The organism is Nonomuraea sp. NPDC003201 (genome assembly GCF_053590415.1).
In genome coordinates this window covers 32,596-52,222 of record NZ_JBSFTC010000004.1, presented here as the reverse complement: position 1 = coordinate 52,222, position 19,627 = coordinate 32,596, and the positions used below count along the sequence as shown (strand labels likewise).

Annotated in this window: 21 protein-coding genes; 4 read left to right on the top strand and 17 right to left on the bottom strand. The window is 69.7% G+C overall.

Features of this window, described 5'->3' with window-relative positions; genetic code table 11:
• Positions 1 to 197: 197 nt before the first annotated feature.
• From ACWDX9_RS03540 to ACWDX9_RS03510, 7 genes are all read right to left on the bottom strand, one after another.
• The gene (locus ACWDX9_RS03540) at positions 198 to 1,100 is read right to left on the bottom strand and encodes an aminoglycoside phosphotransferase family protein (RefSeq protein WP_449948535.1); all 903 of its coding nucleotides are present in this window, start codon (positions 1,098 to 1,100) and stop codon (positions 198 to 200) included.
• Positions 1,101 to 1,351: 251 nt separating this feature from the next.
• Complete coding sequence (locus ACWDX9_RS03535; protein WP_449948531.1) at positions 1,352 to 1,861, bottom strand: nitroreductase family deazaflavin-dependent oxidoreductase; 510 nt, start codon at positions 1,859 to 1,861, stop codon at positions 1,352 to 1,354.
• A complete protein-coding gene (locus ACWDX9_RS03530; protein ID WP_449948528.1) occupies positions 1,858 to 2,874 on the bottom strand; it encodes an alpha/beta hydrolase in 1,017 nt (338 codons plus the stop codon). The genes ACWDX9_RS03535 and ACWDX9_RS03530 overlap by 4 nt, the downstream gene beginning before the upstream one ends.
• Positions 2,875 to 2,969: 95 nt before the next feature.
• Complete coding sequence (locus ACWDX9_RS03525) at positions 2,970 to 3,500, bottom strand: PadR family transcriptional regulator (protein WP_449948525.1); 531 nt, start codon at positions 3,498 to 3,500, stop codon at positions 2,970 to 2,972.
• Positions 3,501 to 3,630: 130 nt separating this feature from the next.
• Positions 3,631 to 3,837, bottom strand: a complete 207-nt coding sequence (locus ACWDX9_RS03520; protein WP_449948522.1) for a hypothetical protein — start codon at positions 3,835 to 3,837, stop codon at positions 3,631 to 3,633.
• Positions 3,838 to 3,876: 39 nt separating this feature from the next.
• Positions 3,877 to 4,134, bottom strand: coding sequence for a hypothetical protein (locus tag ACWDX9_RS03515; RefSeq protein ID WP_449948519.1), 258 nt, complete (start codon positions 4,132 to 4,134; stop codon positions 3,877 to 3,879).
• Positions 4,095 to 4,562 (bottom strand): hypothetical protein, encoded by a 468-nt coding sequence (locus ACWDX9_RS03510; protein WP_449948516.1) that lies wholly within the window; start codon positions 4,560 to 4,562, stop codon positions 4,095 to 4,097. Before ACWDX9_RS03510 ends, ACWDX9_RS03515 begins: the two co-directional genes overlap by 40 nt.
• An 83-nt stretch (positions 4,563 to 4,645) precedes the next feature.
• Here ACWDX9_RS03510 and sppA point away from each other — a divergent pair, with 83 nt between their 5' ends.
• A complete protein-coding gene (gene sppA, locus ACWDX9_RS03505) occupies positions 4,646 to 6,343 on the top strand; it encodes a signal peptide peptidase SppA (RefSeq protein WP_449948514.1) in 1,698 nt (565 codons plus the stop codon).
• A gap of 4 nt (positions 6,344 to 6,347) precedes the next feature.
• Here sppA and ACWDX9_RS03500 read toward each other — a convergent pair whose 3' ends face one another.
• From ACWDX9_RS03500 to ACWDX9_RS03480, 5 genes are read right to left on the bottom strand one after another with little or no spacing between them, the layout of a single operon-like run.
• Positions 6,348 to 6,830, bottom strand: a complete 483-nt coding sequence (locus tag ACWDX9_RS03500) for a flavin reductase family protein (protein WP_363976399.1) — start codon at positions 6,828 to 6,830, stop codon at positions 6,348 to 6,350.
• 58 nt (positions 6,831 to 6,888) lie between these two features.
• Positions 6,889 to 7,824 carry an ABC transporter substrate-binding protein gene (locus ACWDX9_RS03495; RefSeq protein WP_449948512.1) on the bottom strand — a complete coding sequence of 312 codons (936 nt, stop codon included), beginning with the start codon at positions 7,822 to 7,824 and terminating at the stop codon, positions 6,889 to 6,891.
• 38 nt (positions 7,825 to 7,862) lie between these two features.
• Positions 7,863 to 8,555 carry an ABC transporter permease gene (locus ACWDX9_RS03490; protein WP_449948509.1) on the bottom strand — a complete coding sequence of 231 codons (693 nt, stop codon included), beginning with the start codon at positions 8,553 to 8,555 and terminating at the stop codon, positions 7,863 to 7,865.
• Entirely contained in the window at positions 8,552 to 9,232 is a 681-nt protein-coding gene (locus ACWDX9_RS03485; protein WP_449948506.1) for an ABC transporter permease, read from the bottom strand. Before ACWDX9_RS03485 ends, ACWDX9_RS03490 begins: the two co-directional genes overlap by 4 nt.
• Positions 9,225 to 10,262 carry an ABC transporter ATP-binding protein gene (locus ACWDX9_RS03480; RefSeq protein WP_449948504.1) on the bottom strand — a complete coding sequence of 346 codons (1,038 nt, stop codon included), beginning with the start codon at positions 10,260 to 10,262 and terminating at the stop codon, positions 9,225 to 9,227. Before ACWDX9_RS03480 ends, ACWDX9_RS03485 begins: the two co-directional genes overlap by 8 nt.
• Positions 10,263 to 10,581: 319 nt before the next feature.
• On the opposite strand from ACWDX9_RS03480, the gene ACWDX9_RS03475 reads away from it, so the two are divergent.
• Together ACWDX9_RS03475 and ACWDX9_RS03470 are read left to right on the top strand one after the other, a co-directional pair.
• The gene (locus ACWDX9_RS03475; protein ID WP_449948501.1) at positions 10,582 to 12,411 is read left to right on the top strand and encodes a hypothetical protein; all 1,830 of its coding nucleotides are present in this window, start codon (positions 10,582 to 10,584) and stop codon (positions 12,409 to 12,411) included.
• Positions 12,412 to 12,553: 142 nt separating this feature from the next.
• Positions 12,554 to 13,027 carry a carboxymuconolactone decarboxylase family protein gene (locus tag ACWDX9_RS03470; protein WP_449948498.1) on the top strand — a complete coding sequence of 158 codons (474 nt, stop codon included), beginning with the start codon at positions 12,554 to 12,556 and terminating at the stop codon, positions 13,025 to 13,027.
• A gap of 15 nt (positions 13,028 to 13,042) precedes the next feature.
• Here ACWDX9_RS03470 and ACWDX9_RS03465 read toward each other — a convergent pair whose 3' ends face one another.
• Both ACWDX9_RS03465 and ACWDX9_RS03460 read right to left on the bottom strand, forming a co-directional pair.
• Positions 13,043 to 13,513, bottom strand: coding sequence for an iron chaperone (locus ACWDX9_RS03465; protein WP_449948495.1), 471 nt, complete (start codon positions 13,511 to 13,513; stop codon positions 13,043 to 13,045).
• 79 nt (positions 13,514 to 13,592) lie between these two features.
• Positions 13,593 to 14,048 (bottom strand): carboxymuconolactone decarboxylase family protein, encoded by a 456-nt coding sequence (locus ACWDX9_RS03460; protein ID WP_449948493.1) that lies wholly within the window; start codon positions 14,046 to 14,048, stop codon positions 13,593 to 13,595.
• A 184-nt stretch (positions 14,049 to 14,232) separates the two neighbouring features.
• Between ACWDX9_RS03460 and ACWDX9_RS03455 the strand changes: the two genes are divergently transcribed.
• Complete coding sequence (locus tag ACWDX9_RS03455; protein WP_449948490.1) at positions 14,233 to 16,710, top strand: tetratricopeptide repeat protein; 2,478 nt, start codon at positions 14,233 to 14,235, stop codon at positions 16,708 to 16,710.
• 23 nt (positions 16,711 to 16,733) lie between these two features.
• Here ACWDX9_RS03455 and ACWDX9_RS03450 read toward each other — a convergent pair whose 3' ends face one another.
• From ACWDX9_RS03450 to ACWDX9_RS03440, 3 genes are all read right to left on the bottom strand, one after another.
• Entirely contained in the window at positions 16,734 to 17,291 is a 558-nt protein-coding gene (locus ACWDX9_RS03450; protein WP_449948487.1) for a hypothetical protein, read from the bottom strand.
• Positions 17,292 to 17,384: 93 nt separating this feature from the next.
• Positions 17,385 to 18,203 (bottom strand): alpha/beta fold hydrolase, encoded by an 819-nt coding sequence (locus ACWDX9_RS03445; RefSeq protein ID WP_449948729.1) that lies wholly within the window; start codon positions 18,201 to 18,203, stop codon positions 17,385 to 17,387.
• A gap of 632 nt (positions 18,204 to 18,835) precedes the next feature.
• Positions 18,836 to 19,612: a DUF2267 domain-containing protein gene (locus ACWDX9_RS03440; protein WP_449948485.1), complete on the bottom strand. Its 777-nt coding sequence runs from the start codon at positions 19,610 to 19,612 to the stop codon at positions 18,836 to 18,838.
• Between the last annotated feature and the right edge of the window lie 15 nt (positions 19,613 to 19,627).

The window sequence follows — 19,627 nt, the reverse complement described above, 5'->3', positions numbered from 1 at the left end:
CTGGAGGAACTGGTGGACCGGCTACCGACTCCCGTCCACTGGCCCAATCGTGCCTCCGCTTCGGATCGCCCCGTCCAAGACCGATACCGAGCGGCGAACCTTGGCATCCCCACCACGCGCGTTGATCGATGAACCCACGAAGGTGGGCTGCCGCATGCCCCTCAACCAAGATCGAGAACAAGTTCAAGAAGTGTGCGTCAAACGCCCTTCAGAACACGATCAAGTGCCGCCCTGCCTGCAGGTCCCCAGTTCGGCTTCCCGCCGGGAAGGCCCCGATCGCCGTTCTGCCCCATGAGCATCAGGAAGAGGCTCTTCATAGCGGCCAGCCCGCGGGCGCGCCTGATCGTTGCCTCGTCCGCGTGCGCGTACGCGTCGAAGAACCGTGCGGCCGCGCCCGCGGGGAGCAGCACCCACGCGGCGCCGAGGTCCCACGCGGGGTCGCCGGCGAACAAGTCACCGAAATCGATCACGCCCGAGAGCGTCCCGTCCGAGACGACGACATTCGCGGGATGGAGGTCACCGTGCAGCCACATCGGCGGGCCCTCCCACTCGGGGGCCGCGACGGCATCGGCCCAGACGGCCCGGACGGCGCGGACATCGCCGACGGCGTCGGGGTCAATGGCCTGCAAGAACCGCTCGAAGCCGTCCGTGCACCTCTTGGGGTGAGCGCCGCGGTCCGAGCTGGCCGGGGCCTCGGCGGGCGCCTCCACATGGAGCGCCCTGAGGAAGCCCGCCAGCGTGTCGGCCGCGTGGGCGCCGCGGCTGATCGAGCCGTGGTCCAGCGGCTCGCCGGGAACCCACGTCATCACGGTCCAGTGCTTGGGGAAGCGCTCGGACGGTTCGCCGAACCGCACCGGGGTCGGCACCGGGAGCGGCAGGCGCGGGGCCAGCACAGGTAGCCACCGCCGCTCCTTGAGCTGGAGCTCCGGCGTAGGGTCCATGCGCTGCATGCGCACGGCCAACTCGTCCCCGAGCCGCCACATTTGGTTGCCCCAGCCGCCCGCCACCTCGCGGATGGCCAGCCCTGCAAGGTCTGGATGTTGCTCCTGCAGCAGGTCGCGGACCAGGTCTGCGGTGATCGCGATCTCGGTGTCGGTCATGCGAAGTCACAGTACTGAGGCGGCAGGCGGAGCGGCTCTCGCTCTCCGGGCATTCCGGCAACAATCGGTCCCTGCTGATCGGCGGTCCCCGACCACCACGGCCTCGTTGTGGACACTGTCTCCAACGAGGCCACCCAGGTCATAGGCCATGCAACGATCAGCGGCTCAAGATGACGACCGCTTATGAAAGGCCGGGTGGGGGTCCAGCCCAATGATCGTGAAACTTGGGATTTGAGACATAGAAAACGATCTCAAAACTGGCCAAGGGCATGTCCGACCTCGTGCGTGCGGTCAACGAGATGGGCAGGAGCATCGCTGCCGAGGTCTGGCATTGCCGCCCGCTCGATGACCACGATCGGGATCTGCCTTGGCGTCTCTCGCTGGTAGCCGATGTAGCGCGGCCATATCCCGGTCATCGTCTCCCACAGGCGGGGCCGCTCGTCCTCGGCCGCCGGGCGGGCCACCGCATCGAACACCTCGGCCCCGACCTGCACCTTGACCTGCGGCTGAGCGAGCAGATTGTGGAACCAGAGCGGATGGTCGGCGGCGCCGCCGTTGGAGGCGACCACGAGGTAGCGGTCGCCGTCGCGGCCGTAGATGAGGGCGGTGCGCCGGGGAAGTCCCGAGCGGCGGCCGATCGTCGTGATCAGCAGCGTGGGGGCGCCGTGGAAGAGGTGACCGCGAGCGCCGCCGGACTCGGTGTAGCTCTTCACGTGCCTGGCCACCCACCCGGTCGGGCTGTCGATCGGCTCCTGGCTCATCGCGCCGCTCCGCCCACGCGGCGGTCGGCCCACTCGCGTGTCTGGGCGAACCAGTGGGGCGCGGTGCGGTGGCCATTGAGCACGTGCCCGGTGCCGGGGACCAGGACGGTCTCCAGCTTGGCGCGGGGACCGTAGAAGGGGGCCTCCTGGGCGTGCAGCGCGGCGGAGGAGGAACGGGCTCCGGCCAGCAGCTGGTCATGCTCGCCGTTGACGATCAGTACGGGGGCCTGGATCTGCTTGTTGATCGAGGGCGGGGTGTAGGAGTCGCCGGGAGGGAAGACGTCCGTCGTCTTGGTGGCCTCGTCGGCGGCGATGACCTTGGGGTCGGCGTTGGGCCGGTGGTAGAACCAGGTGGCCCGCAGGCCGGGCCGGGTGGTGAGGTAGCCGTCGTCGAGCCCGCGATCAGCGAAGCGGGGGTCGTCGGCGGCGCGATAGATTCCCGCGCCCATCTGCTCGAACGCGGCCTCGTTCGGCACGCTCGATTCGCCGGTCAGGATGACGCCGTCCACCTCCGCCGGATGTTCGGCGGCCACGGTGCGGGCGAGGGTCGAGCCCAGCGAGTGGCCGACCAGAACGACCTTGGCGAACCGGCCACCGCCCAGACGACCCTCGCGCAACTGCCGGATGAGCTGGCGGATGACGATCTGGTGGGTGTCCTGCCCGAAGCGGGCGCTCGGCGGGTAGGAACTCGCCCCGGTGCCGAGACGGTCGATGGCCAGCGTGGCGTACCCGGCGGCGGTCATCGTCTCCACGTACGAGGGGCGCTGCCGGTCGCCGCGCATGCGCCAGTAGGCCTGGCCGTAGAAGCCGCCGGGAATGAGCAGCTGAACGGTGGTGGCACGGCCGCGCGGCAGGCACAGAGTGCCGGCGACGCGCTGGTCGGCGGGGCCGCTGGAGGTCACCGCCACCTCGGCGCTGACCGTCCGGCAGGCGGAGGCGGCGTTCGCCGCTGCCGGGATCGAGGTTGCGGGGATCGAGACGAGCGCCAGAAGTACCGCTGTCGTGATGCGCATGAAACTCCTTCGAGATACCCAAATTTGGTTAACCAAATTTGGGTATCGAACTATGGCTGATCCACCTTCCCGCCGTCAAACCGGTCTCCGGCTGATCAGGCCGGCTCCTCACCGCGTTCCAGCCGCCCGATCAGGTCACGGATCCACGCCGCCTCACCCGCCGCCTGCGCCGCACGCAGGGTGAACAGCTCTCTCACGTTCCTTGGGCGCTTTCCCTCCTGGGCCGTGGCCACGATCTGCTCCCGCTCGCCCTCCAGAGCGCGTACCCGCTCCTTGAGCAGCGCGATCACTTCCTCCTCGGGCAGCGCGGGTAGCAGCACAAGGGCTGCGTTGAGCAGCTCCGGACGCCGATCGGGCACCCTGAGGGCGCTTCTGAGCAGCCCGAGGAACTCCGCCTCGCCCTTCTCGTTGATGGCGTAATCGACGCGGCCCGGCCATTCGTGCACCTCGCTGGTGTCCAGAAGACCTTCCTTGGCCAGCTGACGCAGCGCGTGGTAGATCGAGCCCGACCTGAGCCCTGCCCACTGCCCGGCCTCCCACGACTCCAGTTCGGAGCCCACCAGATAGCCGTGTGCCTGATCGTGCAGCCGCACCACGCCAAGGACCAGCAGTCGCGTCGCCGACATCGTCTCCCTCACTCGCCGGGGCCCTGCACCCGCCAAAGCCCTGCCGAACAGGCTAGCTGTCGTGCACGTGGAGGCGGGAAGGCGACGGGCATACCACTACTTGTCGCCAGCGTCATTCCCGCAGCCGGCCTCACCCAAGTGGCGGTTCGCCGGGCCATGGGGCGAACAGGACGCGGGACTCAAGATCAAGGCGGGCGGCGGGTGTCCGGTTGCCGAGCCGGCGGATGACGTGGGTGATGCAGGGCGAGATGGTGGCCAGGTCGTCGGGATCGACGGGGCGGCCTTCAGCGGCGATGGCGTTGGCGGCGTCGGTGATGTCGCAGGCGGTGGATGGCATCGTGGTGGATGAAAGACCCGCGGAACGGCGGTCGGTCTCTCACTCCTCGTCAGGTTCAGCCCAGAACGGCGGCCCGAACGCGCCATCGCGACGCGCCACAACCTTCCCGTCGCGGACGCTCAGCAACTCCGGCTCATCGTGCTCGTACCAGCGCTGGTACCCGAAAAAGGACTCGTTCTTGTGGAGCCGGGCGGCCAACCAGTCCATCAGCTCGGCCACCTCGGCATGCCCGTCGGGGTGGATCTCCCAGCGGCAGGTCAGCGCCCAGCGTTCGTCGCCGTGGTCATCCCCGCGCACCAGGATCGAGCAGCCGGCGCCCGAAATCTTCGAGGCCGCGTACGGCGAACCATCGCTCCACGCCGGTTGCAGACCCTGCTCAGGTAAGGAAACTCGTCGCTCACGATGAGCCCCTCCGGAACGACGGAGAACAGCCGCTCCAGCGCCTCGTTCCAGTTGGCGAACGCGTATCGCCCGCCTTCGGTGTGTGGCGCCAGGGCCCGGCCGAAACGGGCCAGCGCCTCGGTCTCGATCTCGTCCGTGGCGGCGAAGAAGAATCCGCCGACCTCCCGGATCAAGGCGTCGAGGAGGTAGGTCTTGCCCAGGCGCCGCCTCCCGCTCACGATGCCGAGCCGCACGTCGGGGCTGGGCGATGTGGCGAACCTGACCAGGCCCGCCCATTCACGATCACGGCCGAAGACGTGGGCGGGCTTGGTGACCGAACTCATAGGAGAACTATGCCGCCAAGGGGTGGACACCTCAGGCAAAGATCCCTAAACGCATTTCGTATTGGGTCGCTTAGGGTGTGTTCATGGAGGCAGGAAAGGCGATCTTCGAAACCGTCGACAAGCTTCGTCAGCGGCGCACGGCCCCGCTGGTGCTGGAGCTCGATCTCACAGAGGGCCTCACCGAGGGCCCGCCGGCGGACCCGCTCGCCGCGGTGCTGTCCATGCGCAAGACGCGCCTGTCCGACGTCCTGTCCGGGCTCAGGCGCGCCAGGCAGGACTCCAGGGTCAAGGCGCTGGTGGTGAGGATCGGGGGCAACCCGCTGGGCCTGGCCATGGTGCAGGAGCTGCGCCAGGCGGTGATCCAGTTCAGGGCGTCGGGCAAGCTGACCGTCGCGTTCTCGGAGACGTTCGGGGAGTTCGGCGGCGGTACGGTGCCGTACTACCTGGCCACCGCGTTCGAGCGCGTCTACCTGCAGCCGAGTGGCGACGTCGGGCTGACCGGGGTGGCGCTGGAGCAGCGCTTCGTCAAGGGGGCCCTGACGAAGCTGGGCGTCGGGTACGAGGCCGGGCAGCGGCACGAGTACAAGACCGCCGTCAACACCTTCACCCAGGACCACATGACCGAGCCGCACCGCGAGTCCATGGGCCGCATCGTCGAGTCGGTCACCGACAGCCTCAGCGCGGGCATCGCCGACGGGCGCCGGCTCGACCCGGGCAAGGTGCGGGAGCTGATCGACCGCGGCCCGTTCACCGCCTCCGAGGCGCTGGAGGCCGGGCTGGTCGACGGGCTGGCGTACCGGGACGAGGTGTACGAGCAGGTCAAGCAGGCGGCGGGCGACGACTCGCACCTGCTGTACGTGTCCAGGTACGCCAGGGGCGCGGCCGTGCGGAAGCTGCCGCACCCGACGGCGGACGGGATCGCGCTCATCCACGGCACGGGCATGATCAGGACCGGCCGCAGCGGGCGCAGCCCGCTCGGCGGGGGCGGGGCGATGGGCTCCGACACGATCAGTGCCGCCTTCCGGGCGGCCCGGCGGGACGAGCACGTCAAGGCGGTCGTGTTCCGGGTGGACAGCCCCGGCGGCTCGTACGTGGCCTCCGACACGGTCTGGCGCGAGGTGACCCTCACGCGCAAGGTCAAGCCGGTGATCGTCTCGATGGGCGACCTGGCGGCGTCCGGTGGCTACTTCGTGGCGATGGCCGCCGACGTGATCGTGGCCCAGCCCGGCACGCTGACGGGCTCGATCGGCGTGTACGGCGGCAAGCCCGTCGTCGCGGAAATGCTCGAAAAAATCGGCATAAATTCGGAAATGGTGGCGTCCGGGGCTAACGCGGGAATGTTCTCCACATCTCGCGGCTTCTCCCCCGAGCAATGGGACCGCGTGAACGCCTGGCTCGACCGTATTTACGATGACTTCGTGGGCAAGGTCGCCGCGAGCCGCGACCTGACCCGGGAACGCGCGCACGAGCTGGCCCGCGGCCGCGTCTGGACCGGCGCCGACGCGCACGCCAGCGGGCTCGTGGACGAGCTGGGGGGCCTGGAGGACGCGCTGGTCCTGGCCAGGAAGCGGGCCGGCCTCCCCGACGACGCCCCCGTACGCGCCTACCCCCGGCTCAACCCGCTGGAGCGGCTGCGCGGGCCGGACTCGAGCGAGGACAAGTCCGCCGCCCTGGCCCGCCTGCGCCTGGACGCGTGGGGCCCCCTCGCCCGCCTGTCCGCCGAGCTCGGTCTCCCCGCCGCGGGCCCGCTGCTCCTCCCCACGTGGTACGTGATCCGCTGAGCGCTCACGACCCGATCGGGCGGTAGCGGGAGCGGAGCCGTACCAGAGGCTGGAGAGCGGCCTCGACGTAGGGGACCGCGAGGACGGTGGCGATAAAGAGGGTGTGATCCCCGGCCGGGACCACTTTGGTGGTCTCGGCCTCCAGGGCGGCCACCCCGCCCTCCACCACCAGCGCGTCCGAGTGCGTTCCCCGGTGATGCGGCGTGCCCGCCAGCAGCAGCCGGGCGCTGGGCCGGCCGGCGGTGGCGAAGCGGCTGGCGATGGCCGCCTGGCCGGACGACAGGAGCGAGGCCGCCCAGCGGTCCTGCCGGAGCAGGACCTCGTTGAGGTAGCCGCCGCTGGCCAGGCTCACCAGGAGGAGCGGGGGCTCCAGCGAGACCGACATCAGCGCCGACACCGTGGTGCCGAGGTCGTCGCGCCCATCGCGTACGGTCACCACGGCCACCCCGGCCGCGAGCTGCGCCATCGCCTCCGTGAACTCGCTCACGGCACGAACCTAGCGGTGCGGGCCCCCGGACGGCGGGGACCCGCACCGGAAAAAGGCGTCAGCCGAGGCCGTTGGTGGTCAGCCATTCCTTGGCCACGGTGCCGGGCTCGTCCTTGTTGACGGAGATCTTCTGCATCATGTCCAGGAGGGACTGCGTGGTGAGCTTCGCCGAGACGGCGTTCAGCGTGGTCTTGATCGTGTCGGTCGCGGCTGCCTTGTTGAGGAGCGGCGTCACGTTCTGGGCGGGGAAGATGTTCTTGGGGTCCTGCAGCGGCACCAGGTTGTTGGCCGTCATCTTGGGGTCGGTGGTGAACACGTTGCCGACCTGGATCGTGCCGTCCTTGATCGCGTCAGCGGTGGTCGGGCCCGTGGGCTTCCACTGCTTGAACTCGATCCCGTAGACCTCCTTGAACCGCGCCTCCCACCGCTTCTTGAACTCGGGCGGGCCGCCGACGACGAAGTCCTTGGAGACCTTGGCCAGGTCCTCCATGGTGTTCAGCGACTGCTTGGTCTGGGTGTCCTTGGAGATGGACAGGCTGTCCTTGTCCTCGGCCGGGGAGGAGTCGAGCACCTCCAGCTCGGCGGGGAGCTTCTCCTTCAGTGCGGCGTTGACCTCGTCGGTGGTCGCGGCCGTGTTCTTGAGGTCGACGAAGGCCAGCAGGTTGCCGTTGTACTCGGGCACGATGGTCAGGCCACCGCTCTTGACCTGGTCGATCACGACCTCGCGGCTGCCGATGCGCGGCTTCTCCTCGACCTGCACGCCCTTGGCCTGCAGCGCCTGGGCGTAGATCGACCCGAGCAGCACGCTCTCGTCGAAGTCGAAGGACCCGACGACGGCCTTGCCCCCGCCCCCGCTCGAAGCCGAACCGCTGGGGGCGGCACTCGAGGTGTCGAGCGGGTTGCCCCCAGTGTTGCCACCGCCGCCACCGCCACAGGCGGCCAGCGCGAGCATCGCCGAAACGAACACCCCGGCGATGCCGTACTTGCGTCCCATCTTGCTTTTCCCTTCTAAGCGGGAGGTAATACAGGAGACTATCGGACCTTCAGCCGCTGGCTCACGCCCGGGGAGACCGTCACCCTCTGGGCAAGCGTGAACAATATCTGGACCATCAGGGCAAACAGCACAATCAGTACTGAACCGCCGACGACGCTCTCGTAATCCTTCGTCGCGAAACCGTCGATCACGAACCGCCCCAGACCACCGAGCCCGGTGTACGCGGCGACGGTGGTGGTGGCCACGACCTGGATCGCCGACAGCCGGCATCCCAGCAGGATCAGCGGCAGCGCGACCGGGACGAGCACCCGCCCGAGCACCTGCCCGCCGCGCAGCCCCATCCCGTACGCGGCGTCGCGCAGCTCGGGATCGACCCCCTTGATGCCCTCGAACGTGTTCACCAGGATCGGCGGCACCGACAGCAGCACCAGCGGGACGATCACCGGCAGGCTCGACGCCGTGCCCAGCAGCAGCACGAACATCACCAGCAGGCCCAGCGTGGGCAGCGCCCTGGCCAGGTTCGCGGTGACGGCGACCAGCACCTCGCCCCGGCCCGTGTGGCCGATCAGCAGGCCCAGCGGCACCGCGATCACCACGGCCAGGACCAGCGCCAGGGCCGAGAACTCCAGGTGCTCCAGCAGGCGCATGGGGATGCCGTCGGGGCCGGACCAGTTGGCGCCGTTGCCGAAGAAGTCGGCCAGCCAGCCGAAGAAGTCGGTGAGCCAGCTCACGATCCCTGCCCCCTTCGGGCCCGTACCCATGGAGTGAGCAGCCGCTGCGCCAGCACCAGCAGCCCGTCGGCGACCAGCGCCAGCGCCACGATCAGCACGATCCCGACGATCACCGGCGGCATGAACGGGTTCTGGTACGCCCGCGTGAACAGCCCGCCGAGCCCGCCCTGCCCGATCAGCGCACCCACGCTGACCAGGCTGATGCTGGAGACCGCGACCACCCGCAGGCCCGCCAGCACCACCGGGACGGCGATCGGCAGCTCGACCGCGAGCAGCCTGCGCAGCGGCGTGAACCCCATCGCGACCGCCGACTGCCGCACGTGGTCGGGCACCGAGCCGAGCCCGTCCACGACGGCCGGGATCAGCACGGCCATGCCGTAGAAGGTCAGCGGGATGATCACCGTGGTCTGCGACAGCCCGGTCACCGAGATCAGCAGCATGAAGACCGGCAGTGAGGGGAGCGCGTAGACGACGTTCATGAAGCCGGCGGTCGGCTGGTAGAGCCAGCGCCAGCGCACGCAGGCCAGCCCCAGCGGCAGCGCGACGACCAGCGCGAACAGGATCGGCACGAGGGACATGGTCAGGTGGTCGAGGAGCAGGTTCTTGATGCTGTCGACCCGGCCGGTATCCCAGTTACGCCCGATCCATTCCCATAGGGAAGGAGGGCCGTCAGCCATCTGCCGCCTCCGCGAGCGCCTTGTCGAGCGTCTCCCTGGTGGCCACGCCGACGACCTTGCCCTGCTCGTCCACGGCCACCGCGCAGCCGGACGGCGACAGCAGCGCCGCGTCGAGGGCTGTGCGCATGGAGTCGCGCCCGTACACGAACGTCCCGTACGGCTCCAGCTCGTCGGGCCGCTCCCGGGAGACCCACCCGGTCGGCCGGCCGTCCTCCATGACCAGCCGCCACGGGTCGTCCGCGGTGTCGGTCAGGTCGGTACGCAGCCGCAGCCCGTCCGTCGAGATGAACTGCAGCCGCCGGATCCCCCGGTCGTGCCCCAGGAACTCCTTCACGAAGTCGTCGGCCGGCTCGGACAGCAGCGTCTTGGGAGCGGCGAGCTGCGCCAGCTTGCCGCCCACCCGCAGCACCGCCACGCGGTCGCCCAGCTTGATGGCCTCGTCGATGTCGTGCGTGACGAACACGATGGTCTTGTTCAGCTCGGACTGGAGCCTGAGCAGCTCGTCCTGCAGGCTCGTACGCACGATGGGGTCGACCGCGCTGAACGGCTCGTCCATGAGCAGCACGGGCGGGTCGGCGGCCAGCGCCCTGGCCACGCCCACGCGCTGCTGCTGCCCGCCCGAGAGCTGGAAGGGGTAGCGACCGGCCAGCGCCGGGTCGAGGCCGACCCGTTCGAGCAGCTCCATGGCTCTGGAGCGGGCCTTCTTCTTGTCCCAGCCGAGCAGGTACGGGACCGTGGCGATGTTGTCGACGATCTTGCGGTGCGGGAACAGGCCGGCCTGCTGGATGACGTACCCGATGCCGCGCCGCAGCGTCGGCGGGTCGATGCCCTGCACCGGCGTGCCGTCGAGGAGGATCTGGCCCTCGGAGGCGTCGATCATCCGGTTGATCATCCGGAGGGATGTGGTTTTCCCGCAGCCCGAGGGGCCGACGAGCACGGTGATCTCTCCCGTGGGCGCCTCGAGGTCGAGACGGTCCACGGCGATCGTTCCGTCTGGGTAGCGTTTGGTGACAGCGTCGAATGTGATCACGCGCGAACTTTCGCTTCAGGCTTCTGTGGCAGGGGCCGCAGCCCCCGTGCCACGACCGCCGCATGATCTATCGCAGCACAGACTACGGCGCTCCGGACCACCGTGTCGTCCTGGGATCCAGCTGAAACGCTTCAGTTGAGCTGGATATTTACCCCAAATGTTGAAGTGGTAGTGCGCCGGACCGTGGTGTCTTGGCATGATTACCTCCACGAACTTCTGACCTATACCTCCACAAAGTCCTGACGAACACCCCGAACGAAATTCACGAACTTCAGCCCCTCACCCTCAGCGTCCGCTCACAGCAAGAGGATCCGGCCCCGTGTCTCAGCCGCTCACCGATCAGCGCCGACGCGCCGAGTTGATCGCAGAGCTCTACGACCGCCATGCCGCTGGGCTGTTCGCGTACTGCGCTGACCAGCTCGGCGACCTAGGCTCCGCGTCCGACGTACTGGTGACCTTGTTCTCCAGCGTCGCCGGCGTTCCCTCCGCCGCCGAAGCGCCTCGCGCCGCTCTCTACGCGTTCGCCCGCCGCGAGATCCACCGGCGGGACATCGTCTTCGCGCCCCCCTCCATCGATCCGCTGATCGACCCCGCCTCCGCCCTCGTCGAGCGCACCTTCCGCGAGCTGCGACCACACCAGCGTGAAGTGCTGGTGCTGTGCGCGGTCTGCGGGATGAGCAAGGCGGAGCTGGCGTGGGTACTCGACGTCGCCCCGGACACCGCCGAGGAACTGGCGGTGGGGGCGGCCCACCACTTCCGGCACGCCTTGGTGACGGCGCTGTCCTCCACCGGGGTCCGCGTGCCCAAGCCGGTGGCCGACGTGTACGGCGCCCTGGGCGTGGCCCCGCTCGCCGACATCATCGGCCGCCTCCCCTGGGCGCAGCCGCCCGGAGCCCTCCGCATCCACTTCGCGGGCTCCCGTTCCGCCAGCCCCGGCCCTCTCTTCGTCAAGCCCCGCTGGCCCAGCCCGCCGATGTGGCCCCAGCCCCTGGCTGACGAGGACCCGGCGACCAGCACGGTCATCTTCCCGGCCGAGCTGCTGACGCCGCCGTCGCCGTCGCACGTGCCCGAGCACTCCGCCACCACGGCCCCGATGCCCGCACTGAACAACTCCCCGGAGTCCGCACCGCGCCGCGGAGAATTCCCGGCCTCGCACGTCCCCTTCGGAGAAGCCCCGTCCTCAACGCCACGCTCGTTCTTCGGAGAGGGCCGGAGCTCGACTCCGGTCTCCTTCTTCGGCGACGGCACGGCCTCGACCGCCCGCTCCCCCCTCAGGGACCCGTTGGCCTCCGCCCAGCGTCTGCACGATCCGCTGGGCCCCACCCCGTCTCTCAGAGATCCTCTGGCGGCGGTGGACGGCACGCGGCCCGACCAGCCCGGCACACCACAAACAGCTCCACCCTTCACAGGGAGGACCCCAGTGCCGCCCCACATCCATCCGTTCTTCCAGGACCCGCCCGACGAGCCTTTCGGCGGTCTGGAGCCCTTCGCGACCGGCGACGTGATCTTACCCAGGGACACCCCTGAGCCCTTCGCGACCGGCGACGTGATCCTGCCCAGAGATGTCCCGAGGCCGTTCTCGGATGACGACGACGGCGACATCCTGGCCCCCAGGGACCCGCACCCCGACGTACTGGTGCACAAGGGCCCCGCCCGCCCGCTCCAGCAACCGCCGCGGACGAACGAGCCGGCCCGCGACGCGGCGCCCCTCTTCCGCCCCCGCCCCAAGTCGGCCAGGCGCACCAAGCCCGCCAAGTCCGAGCCGGCCAGGCGCACCCCCAAGCCGGCCGAGCCCGTGAGGCCCGCCGAACCGGTCTACCGCCTGCCCCTGTACGACAAGGCGCCCCCGAAGCCCCCCACCCTCCCCAGGCCCTCCTCCTCATCGAGCAGGAGAACCCCTGCTCCACCTGACGAGGAACCCCAAGGGACCTTCGCCTCGCGGGCCCCGGAGCCCTCTCTCCTGGCCCCGCGCCCGATCCGCGCCCGTCCGGTGCCCAAGAAGCGCCCGGAGTACAGCGCCCGGCCCGAGAAGCCCCGCCGCCGCCAGAACCGGCACTTCGACTGGGCCTGGGAGGTCGTCGGGTTCCTGGTCTGCGTGGCGATCGCCATGATCGTCTTCTTCTCGATGCCCGCGTTCCTCCACCCCTGAGGCGCGTCGTCGTATCGGCTCGGCAACTCACCCCGTCGAGCCGATCGTCGAACGTGACGCGCATCCCCTTCGCCGGGCGGTCACCTTTCGCCGAGCTGTTCCGTCAGTGGGACGTAACAGCGAACACGGCAAGGAGACCGCCATGGAAGCCCGCTTCGACTTCTACAGCAACCCCGTCGCGACCAAGTTCTTGAAGTACCTCAGCTCGGCGGGCAAGGCCGTGCAGGAATCGACGCTGCCGGCCGCGACGCAGGAGCTGGTGAAGATCCGCGCCAGCCAGATCAACGGCTGCGCCGTCTGCCTCGACGCGCACACCAAGGAGGCCGTGCACGCCGGCGAGACCTCCGTACGCCTCAACCTGATCGCGGCCTGGCGTGAGGCCAAGGTCTTCACCGAGGCCGAGCGGGCCGCCCTGGAACTGACCGAGCAGGGCACCCGCATCGCCGACGCCGCCGGTGGCGTCACCGACGAGGCCTGGGCGAACGCCGCCAAGCACCATGACGAGGACCAGCTCGCCGCCCTGGTGTCCCTCATCGCCGCCATCAACACCTTCAACCGCATGAACGTCATCACCCAGCAGCCCGCCGGCGACTACCAGGTCGGCCAGTGGGGGTGACCCGGTAAGGGGGCCTCAGCTCGCCGCCTGCTGCACGAGCGCGCTGATCCTCGCCTCGTGGGCGGCGGTCAGCTCCGTCAGCGCGAAGGCGGTCGGCCACATGGCGCCGTCGTCGAGGTTCGCCGGGTCGTTGAAGCCGAGGGTCGCGTACCTCGTCTTGAACTTCTGGGCGGGCTGGAAGAAGCAGATGATCTTGCCGTCCTTCGCGTAGGCGGGCTGCCCGTACCAGAGCTTCGCCGTCAGGGACGGGGCGTCGGCCTTGACGATGGCGTGGATCCGCTCGGCGATGACCCGGTCCGCCTCCGCCATCTCGGCGATCTTCTCGAGCACGTCCCGCTCTGTGTCGGCCTTCGCGCCCGAACCGCGGCGCGCGGCCTTCTTCAGCTCCTGGGCGTGCTCCTTCATCGCGGCCCGTTCGTCGTCGGTGAACCCGTCGAACTTGCTGCCGGCCGCGGCGCTCTTGGTGGTCGTCTTCGTTTCGCTCATGGTGGGAATCTCCTTGTCCGCGAGTCATCTGTCTTGCGAGGCGACGGATCAGTGCCTGTCGCCCGGGGAGCGGCCTGCCCTACCCCCACGCGCCGGCGATCTGCCGGGTGGTGGCGTTGAGCCGGTTGAACATGTTGGTGACACCGATCATCAGGACGATCGCGGCCAGCTGCTTCTCGTCGAAGTAGGTGGCGGCGCTGTCCCAGACCTCGTCGTTGACCGCGTCGGCGCGGTCGGCCAGCCGGGTGGCGGCCTCGGCCAGCGCGAGCGCCGCCCGCTCCTCATCGGTGAAGTACGGGGTCTCCCGCCAGGCGGCGACCGTGGCCAGCTTCTCCTCGCTCACCCCGGACTTGCGGGCCGTCTTCACGCCGCCGTCCACGCAGGCGCTGCAGCCGTTGATCTGGCTGACCCGCAGGTGCACCAGCTCCAGCGTCTGCCCCTCCACCCCGCCGGAGTGCACGGCCTTGAAGATGTCCTGAATGGGCTGCATCGCGCCGGACAGGATCATGGCGGGGTTCTGCATACGAGGCTGCATCGGGTTTTCCTCTTTCAGGTCTGTGCCCCGTTCCCTCGGGGGCGTGGCTCCATGACAGCCTGTGGAGGGCTACGATGACGACGTCCATGGGACACTCTGGGACAGTTGATGTGGCTCTGACCAGCGGTGACCGCCTTCGAGAAGTTTCCGCCGGTGTGGGACAGAAAGACAGGGAACGGTGGCTGTGCACCAGAAGGCAGCGAAGGCCGACCCGAAGGACGAGCTGGCCGCCCGCCTGCGCCTGCTCCAGGAGCTGTCGGAGCGCGGCGTGCGGGCCCTGGCCCGGGACGCCGGCCTCAGCTCGTCGTCGCTGTCGCGCTACCTCAGCGGCCAGACGTTGCCGCCCTGGCCCGCGGTGGTGGCGCTCTGCCGGCTCCTCAAACGTGACCCCCGCCCGCTGCGTCCCTTGTGGGAACGGGCCTCCAACCCCCTGCCGGCGCCCCCGAAGACCAGCCGCCAGGTCCAGCCCCCGTCGCCACCCGCGGGAGCTCCGCGCCCGCCCCGCAACGACCTGCCGCGCGACGTGCCCGACTTCACCGGGCGCGAAGCCCAGCTCGCCGCCGTGCTCGCCGGCGTGGACAGCAGCCGGGTGGTCGCCATCGACGGCATGGCGGGCGTCGGCAAGACCTGCCTGGCGGTGCACGCGGCGCACCGGCTCGGTGCCGACTACCCCGACGCGCAGCTCTACCTGGACCTGCACGGGTTCACCGCCGGACGGGAGCCGCTCGGTCCCGATCCCGCGCTGCGGGCCCTGCTCGCCGCCCTCGACGTCCCCTCGGAGAAGATCCCGCAGGAGGGCGGCATCGAGCCGCTGGCCGCCTGCTGGCGCTCCGAGCTGGCCCACCGGCGGGCCGTCGTGGTCCTCGACAACGTCGCCGACGCCGACCAGGTCCGCCCGCTGCTGCCCGGCGCCGGCCCTTCCGTGGCCCTGATCACCAGCCGCAACCGGCTGCTGGGCCTGGACGAGGTGCCCCCGGTGTCGCTGGACGTGCTGACCCCGCAGGAGAGTTCCGAGCTGCTGGCCCGCGCCAGCGGCGACCCGGGCGGGCCCGACAGCCGGCTGGCCCGCGACCCGGAGTCCGCCGCCGAGGTGGTACGGCTGTGCGGCCAGCTGCCGCTGGCCCTGCGGCTGGCCGCGGCCCGGCTGCGGCACCGGCCGGGCTGGACCGTGGGCATCCTCGTCGAGCGGATGGCGGAGGGGGCCACCGAGTTCGACACGGCGTTCGCCATGTCCGTACGGCAGCTGGACCGGACGCAGCGCCGCTTCTTCCGGTTGCTGGGCCTGATGCCCGGCGCGACCTTCGACGAGTACGTGGCGGCGGCGCTGGCGGACATACCGCTGCGCAGCGCCCGGGCGATGCTGGAGGACCTGCTCGACGCGCACCTGGTCCAGCAGCCGGCGGCCGGCCGCTACCGCCTGCACGACCTGGTGCGCCAGCACGCGCGCCGGGCCGCAGCCGAGCAGGACTCACCGGCGGACCTGGAGCAGGCGCTGGGCCGGGTGCTCGACTACTACGTGCACGCGGCGGCCGCCGGTGACGCCGCGATGTCGTACCTGTCCCCCATCCGGGAGGTCTCCGCGGGCCGGCCCCCTGCCGAGCTGCCGCGGTTCGCCGGCAAGCACGCGGCCCTCTACTGGTTCGCCACCGAGTACACCAACCTGATGGCCGTCTTCGAGGCGGCCGTCGCGGCCGGAGCCGACGCGCACGTGTGCGAGCTGCCGCGCTTCATGCGGGCGTTCTTCGCGCGGCGCTGCGGCACGACGCACCTCAACGTCCTGTTCGAGCGGTCGCTGGTGGCCGCGCAGCGCCTGGGCGATCCGGTGCAGCTGGCCGAGGCGCACAGCGACCTGGGCTTCGCCCGGTACAACGCGGGCCGGATGGCGGAGGCGGAGGCCGCGTACGAGGCGGCTGCGCCGCTGGTGTCCCAGACCGGGGACACCAGGTCGGAGGCCGAGCTGACCATGCGCCGCGGCTACCTGAGGTGGGACGAGGGCTACGTCGAGGAGCCGCTCGACCTCTTCCGGCTGGCCGGCAAGCTGTACGCGGACGCCGGCTGCCCGATGGGCACGGCCCACGCGACCGCGTACGAGGCCTGGGCGATGCTGCAGCTGGGACACCACGAGGAGGCGGCGCGGCTGGCCCGCGTGGCGCTGGACATGCCGCACGCCGACCCCGCCTGGCCGCCCACGCTGACGGCCAGGATCACCCTCGGCGTGGCCATCGCCCCCGAGGCGCCCGGCGAGGCGCTGGAGCATCTGGAACAGGCGCTGACGCTGGCCCGCGAGGACGGCCACAAGCACAACGAGGCGTGGTGCCTCAACTGCATGGGCGTCGCGCTGCGGCAGATGGGCCGCTACGAGGAGGCGCTCGCGAGCCACCGTCAGGCGTTCACGCTGCTGGACGAGCTGTTCGAGGAGCATTGGAAGATCCATTTCCTCAACGGCTACGCCGAGACCTGCCGCCTGGCGGGCCTGCCCGAGGAGGCCCTGCGCCTGCACCGGCAGGCGCTGGAGCTGGCCCCGAAGCTGGGGTACCGGTACGCGGAGGCGCTGGCCCACGAGGGGATCGCCGCGGTCCTCGACGAGAGCGACCCGCCCACGGCCGCCGAACACCGCGCGGCCGGCCAGGCCATCCTTCAGGAGCTCAAACCGGGGACCTGACGCGACCGGTCGCTCCTACGGCGTCATCTCGTCCAGCACCCGGGGTTCCACGAGACGCTCTTGTTGCCGGAATACGTCGCCTGAGTGGTGTCGGCGATCTTGATGCTTCCATCGGCGTACTTGTAGATCAGCTTGACCTGGTACGTCTGCACGATCTCGGAGATCTGCGCCGAACGGTTCGGGCCGGCGGGCATCCAGTATGTGCAGAGGGACTTCAGGCTCCGGGGGAACCACTCCCCATGGGACTGCTCGATGACGTGGTCCCTCGCGGTGGAGTTGTACGCGGTGCCCAGTCCATTCGCCCACGGGTTGAAGGCCACGCCGCTGGTGGAATAGTTGCACACCTGATAGTTCCCCTTGACGAAGTCGGCGCTCTCCCTACCGGCGGCCACGCCCCAGGTCTCCGTATCGGTGCAGGATTCGTAATAGCGCGTGGAGCCGGTGGGCGTCAGCTCCACCGTGATCGACGGCCCGTCGGCTCTGGCGACGGTGGGCATGCAGACCAATGCCGCGGTCATCGCCGCCGCCGCGGCTCCCGCGCCGGCGCGCGCCGCCCGACTGCGGCCGAAACTGAAGGTCATTTGATCGTCCTTTCCTCTTGAGTGCCAGCGCGACAGTACGGAACCCGACTTGGAAAGGACTTGGCCCTAACTGTGTGCCGGGCCTGAGATCAATTAACTTTCGAGAGCGGGTGGGCCACTGGTCGTCGGTCCGGTCAGAACGTTGATGAGGGTGGCGGCGAACCCGTCGGGCTGGGACCAGTAGCCGGTATGGTCGCCCGGGAAATCGATCACGTGTTTCCCCCAGCGGTCGGCCAAGGCAAGGCTGGGACGGTAGGCGAAGTGCTGGCGGGAGTCCCGGCCGCCGGCCATCACGATCCGCTCCCGCTGGGCGTCGAGGGTCACCAGATCGGGACGGTAGCCAGGTGCCTGCCGTACTTCGTGATCGAGGAAGAAGCCGATGTTGGCCGACAGGCGGTGGATCAGTTCGGCGTCGATGTGAGCCGGCCGCTGGAGCGCGTCCAGGCCGATACCGGTCATGAACATCCGCATCGCCGGCTCCGCGCCGTCCCGTCGGTAGGTGTCGTACACCTCCTGGAAGAACGCCCGCCACCTCGGTGCATCGGCCAGCACCTCTGCCAGGGGCGGCTCATGGGCGATCAGCCTGGTGACCAGGTCGGGGCTCTGGCTGATCAGGGCGAGTCCGATGACCGCGCCCGCGCTACTGCCGAAGACCTGCGCCGGCCCCCTTGCGACTGCCCGTAGTAAGCAACGCGCGTCGTCGACGTGGGTATCGCCCCAGGCGCTGTTGTCGAACGATCCGTTGACGGTGCTTCTGGAAAACCCTCGCCGGTCGTAGCTGATGACGGTGTAACGAGGGGCAAGTCGGTCCGCGACGGCGTCGTACAGGTCGGCGTCGCCGTTGCTCCCAGGGATCAGCAGGAGCGCCGGCCCTTGCCCGCGCACCTGGTAGTGGAGGCGGGCACCGGGCACGTCCAAGGTGTGGGTGTGCTTGGCGGGCATGGCGATGATCCTTTCCTTGCTTACCTGTCGTAAGGCAAGCAAGGCTACTAACCGGCCGTCAAGTAAGGTGAGGGCGCCTGATCCAGGTTGAGCAGCATACGAACGAAAAGTCGCGTTAGTAGGCCGGGCCGAAGCGGCTTGGCGTGACATTCCGTTCTGGACGCATCTGGACGATGCGTTCTTGCAGGGGTCCCGGTAGCAATCGCGGAAAATCCAACGAACCCATCTCTGACCTGTGCTGATGGTGCAAGAGGGTGCGATGGTCCTGAGCGGTTCGTCGTCAGTGGATGGCTTGGTCGCGGCGTCGGCGACCTTGTCGTCCGGCAGCGCGTACAGCCAGGTGGTCTCGGTGGAGGCGTGGCGGCGGCGACCGACGGGCTCGATGGACACTCCCCGTGGTGGCGGCGTCGTATGACAGCGGCCCGCCGGCGCCGTTGCTGCCGGCCCGGAACAACGGGCCTGCTGTGCAGCCGACGCGGGCCACATTGAGCCTGAGCGGCGCGACGTCCGCCTCTGACCGGCGCTCCTCACGCCTCGGCGGCGGGCGGCGATCAACCCTGTGCGTTCGGCGACCTGAAGGTGGTCCGGGACGGAGGAGATCCCTATGGGCGGGGCAGCAGTTGCCAGTATTCGTTGGGCAACTGCGCGGTCACGTCGAAGTACTCCTCACTGGAGATCGACTCGCGCAGCACACCGAAGACGGCCTGGGCGTGCTCGCGAGCCATCGCCGGCGAGGCGCCCTCCCGTTCGGCGATCCGCTGCACGAACTCGTCCACGGACATGCGCGCCGCCCGGCCGGGGCCCGCGGCCTTGCCGCGCTTCAGCGGCGGGTGCAGGTGGACGTGGATCTGGCTGATCAGGTCGTCGACCTCGCCCGGAGCGATGCGCTCGGCGAGCGTTTCCAGCACCGCCTCGGTGGCCCGGCGTGCGCCCTCGGGGTCGAGCCCGGTCCGTTTCGCGACCTTGGCCAGAAACTCCTCGACCGGCACGATCTCGACGAACCGCCGTTGGGCCTCCGCGACCAGGGGCTCGAAGTCGTCCGGGAGTTCGGCCGCCATGTCGGCGATCTCGTCGGGACTCGCGGCCTGCCCGATCGCCCAGAAGACCGCACGGGCGTGCCGGTCTGCTGTGTCGAGGTCCACACCCTCGCGTTCGGCGACGCGCCGCAGGAACTCGTCCACGTCGAAGGTATCGGCGTCCGTGTCGGTGTAGAGCCAGGGCATCAACTCGGGAGGCAGCTCTCTTTGGAGATCCCGGCTCTGCCCCTTCGAGAGCCGCTCGGCGAGGGTTCGGAGCGTGGCCTGCACAGCCCGTTCCACGGCCTGGCTCCCCCCGCCGATCTGCTGCTCCACGATCTTGAAGAACTGCTCGTAATCCATGCCAACCCCCGCGCC

Excerpts from the sequence above, each read along its gene's own strand:
- ACWDX9_RS03540 (WP_449948535.1), bottom strand. The coding sequence starts at position 1,100 with ATGACCGACACCGAGATCGCGATCACCGCAGACCTGGTCCGCGACCTG.
- ACWDX9_RS03535 (WP_449948531.1), bottom strand. The coding sequence starts at position 1,861 with ATGAGCCAGGAGCCGATCGACAGCCCGACCGGGTGGGTGGCCAGGCAC.
- ACWDX9_RS03530 (WP_449948528.1), bottom strand. The coding sequence starts at position 2,874 with ATGCGCATCACGACAGCGGTACTTCTGGCGCTCGTCTCGATCCCCGCA.
- ACWDX9_RS03525 (WP_449948525.1), bottom strand. The coding sequence starts at position 3,500 with ATGTCGGCGACGCGACTGCTGGTCCTTGGCGTGGTGCGGCTGCACGAT.
- ACWDX9_RS03520 (WP_449948522.1), bottom strand. The coding sequence starts at position 3,837 with ATGCCATCCACCGCCTGCGACATCACCGACGCCGCCAACGCCATCGCC.
- ACWDX9_RS03510 (WP_449948516.1), bottom strand. The coding sequence starts at position 4,562 with ATGAGTTCGGTCACCAAGCCCGCCCACGTCTTCGGCCGTGATCGTGAA.
- sppA (WP_449948514.1), top strand. The coding sequence starts at position 4,646 with ATGGAGGCAGGAAAGGCGATCTTCGAAACCGTCGACAAGCTTCGTCAG.
- ACWDX9_RS03495 (WP_449948512.1), bottom strand. The coding sequence starts at position 7,824 with ATGGGACGCAAGTACGGCATCGCCGGGGTGTTCGTTTCGGCGATGCTC.
- ACWDX9_RS03485 (WP_449948506.1), bottom strand. The coding sequence starts at position 9,232 with ATGGCTGACGGCCCTCCTTCCCTATGGGAATGGATCGGGCGTAACTGG.
- ACWDX9_RS03470 (WP_449948498.1), top strand. The coding sequence starts at position 12,554 with ATGGAAGCCCGCTTCGACTTCTACAGCAACCCCGTCGCGACCAAGTTC.
- ACWDX9_RS03465 (WP_449948495.1), bottom strand. The coding sequence starts at position 13,513 with ATGAGCGAAACGAAGACGACCACCAAGAGCGCCGCGGCCGGCAGCAAG.
- ACWDX9_RS03460 (WP_449948493.1), bottom strand. The coding sequence starts at position 14,048 with ATGCAGCCTCGTATGCAGAACCCCGCCATGATCCTGTCCGGCGCGATG.
- ACWDX9_RS03450 (WP_449948487.1), bottom strand. The coding sequence starts at position 17,291 with ATGACCTTCAGTTTCGGCCGCAGTCGGGCGGCGCGCGCCGGCGCGGGA.
- ACWDX9_RS03440 (WP_449948485.1), bottom strand. The coding sequence starts at position 19,612 with ATGGATTACGAGCAGTTCTTCAAGATCGTGGAGCAGCAGATCGGCGGG.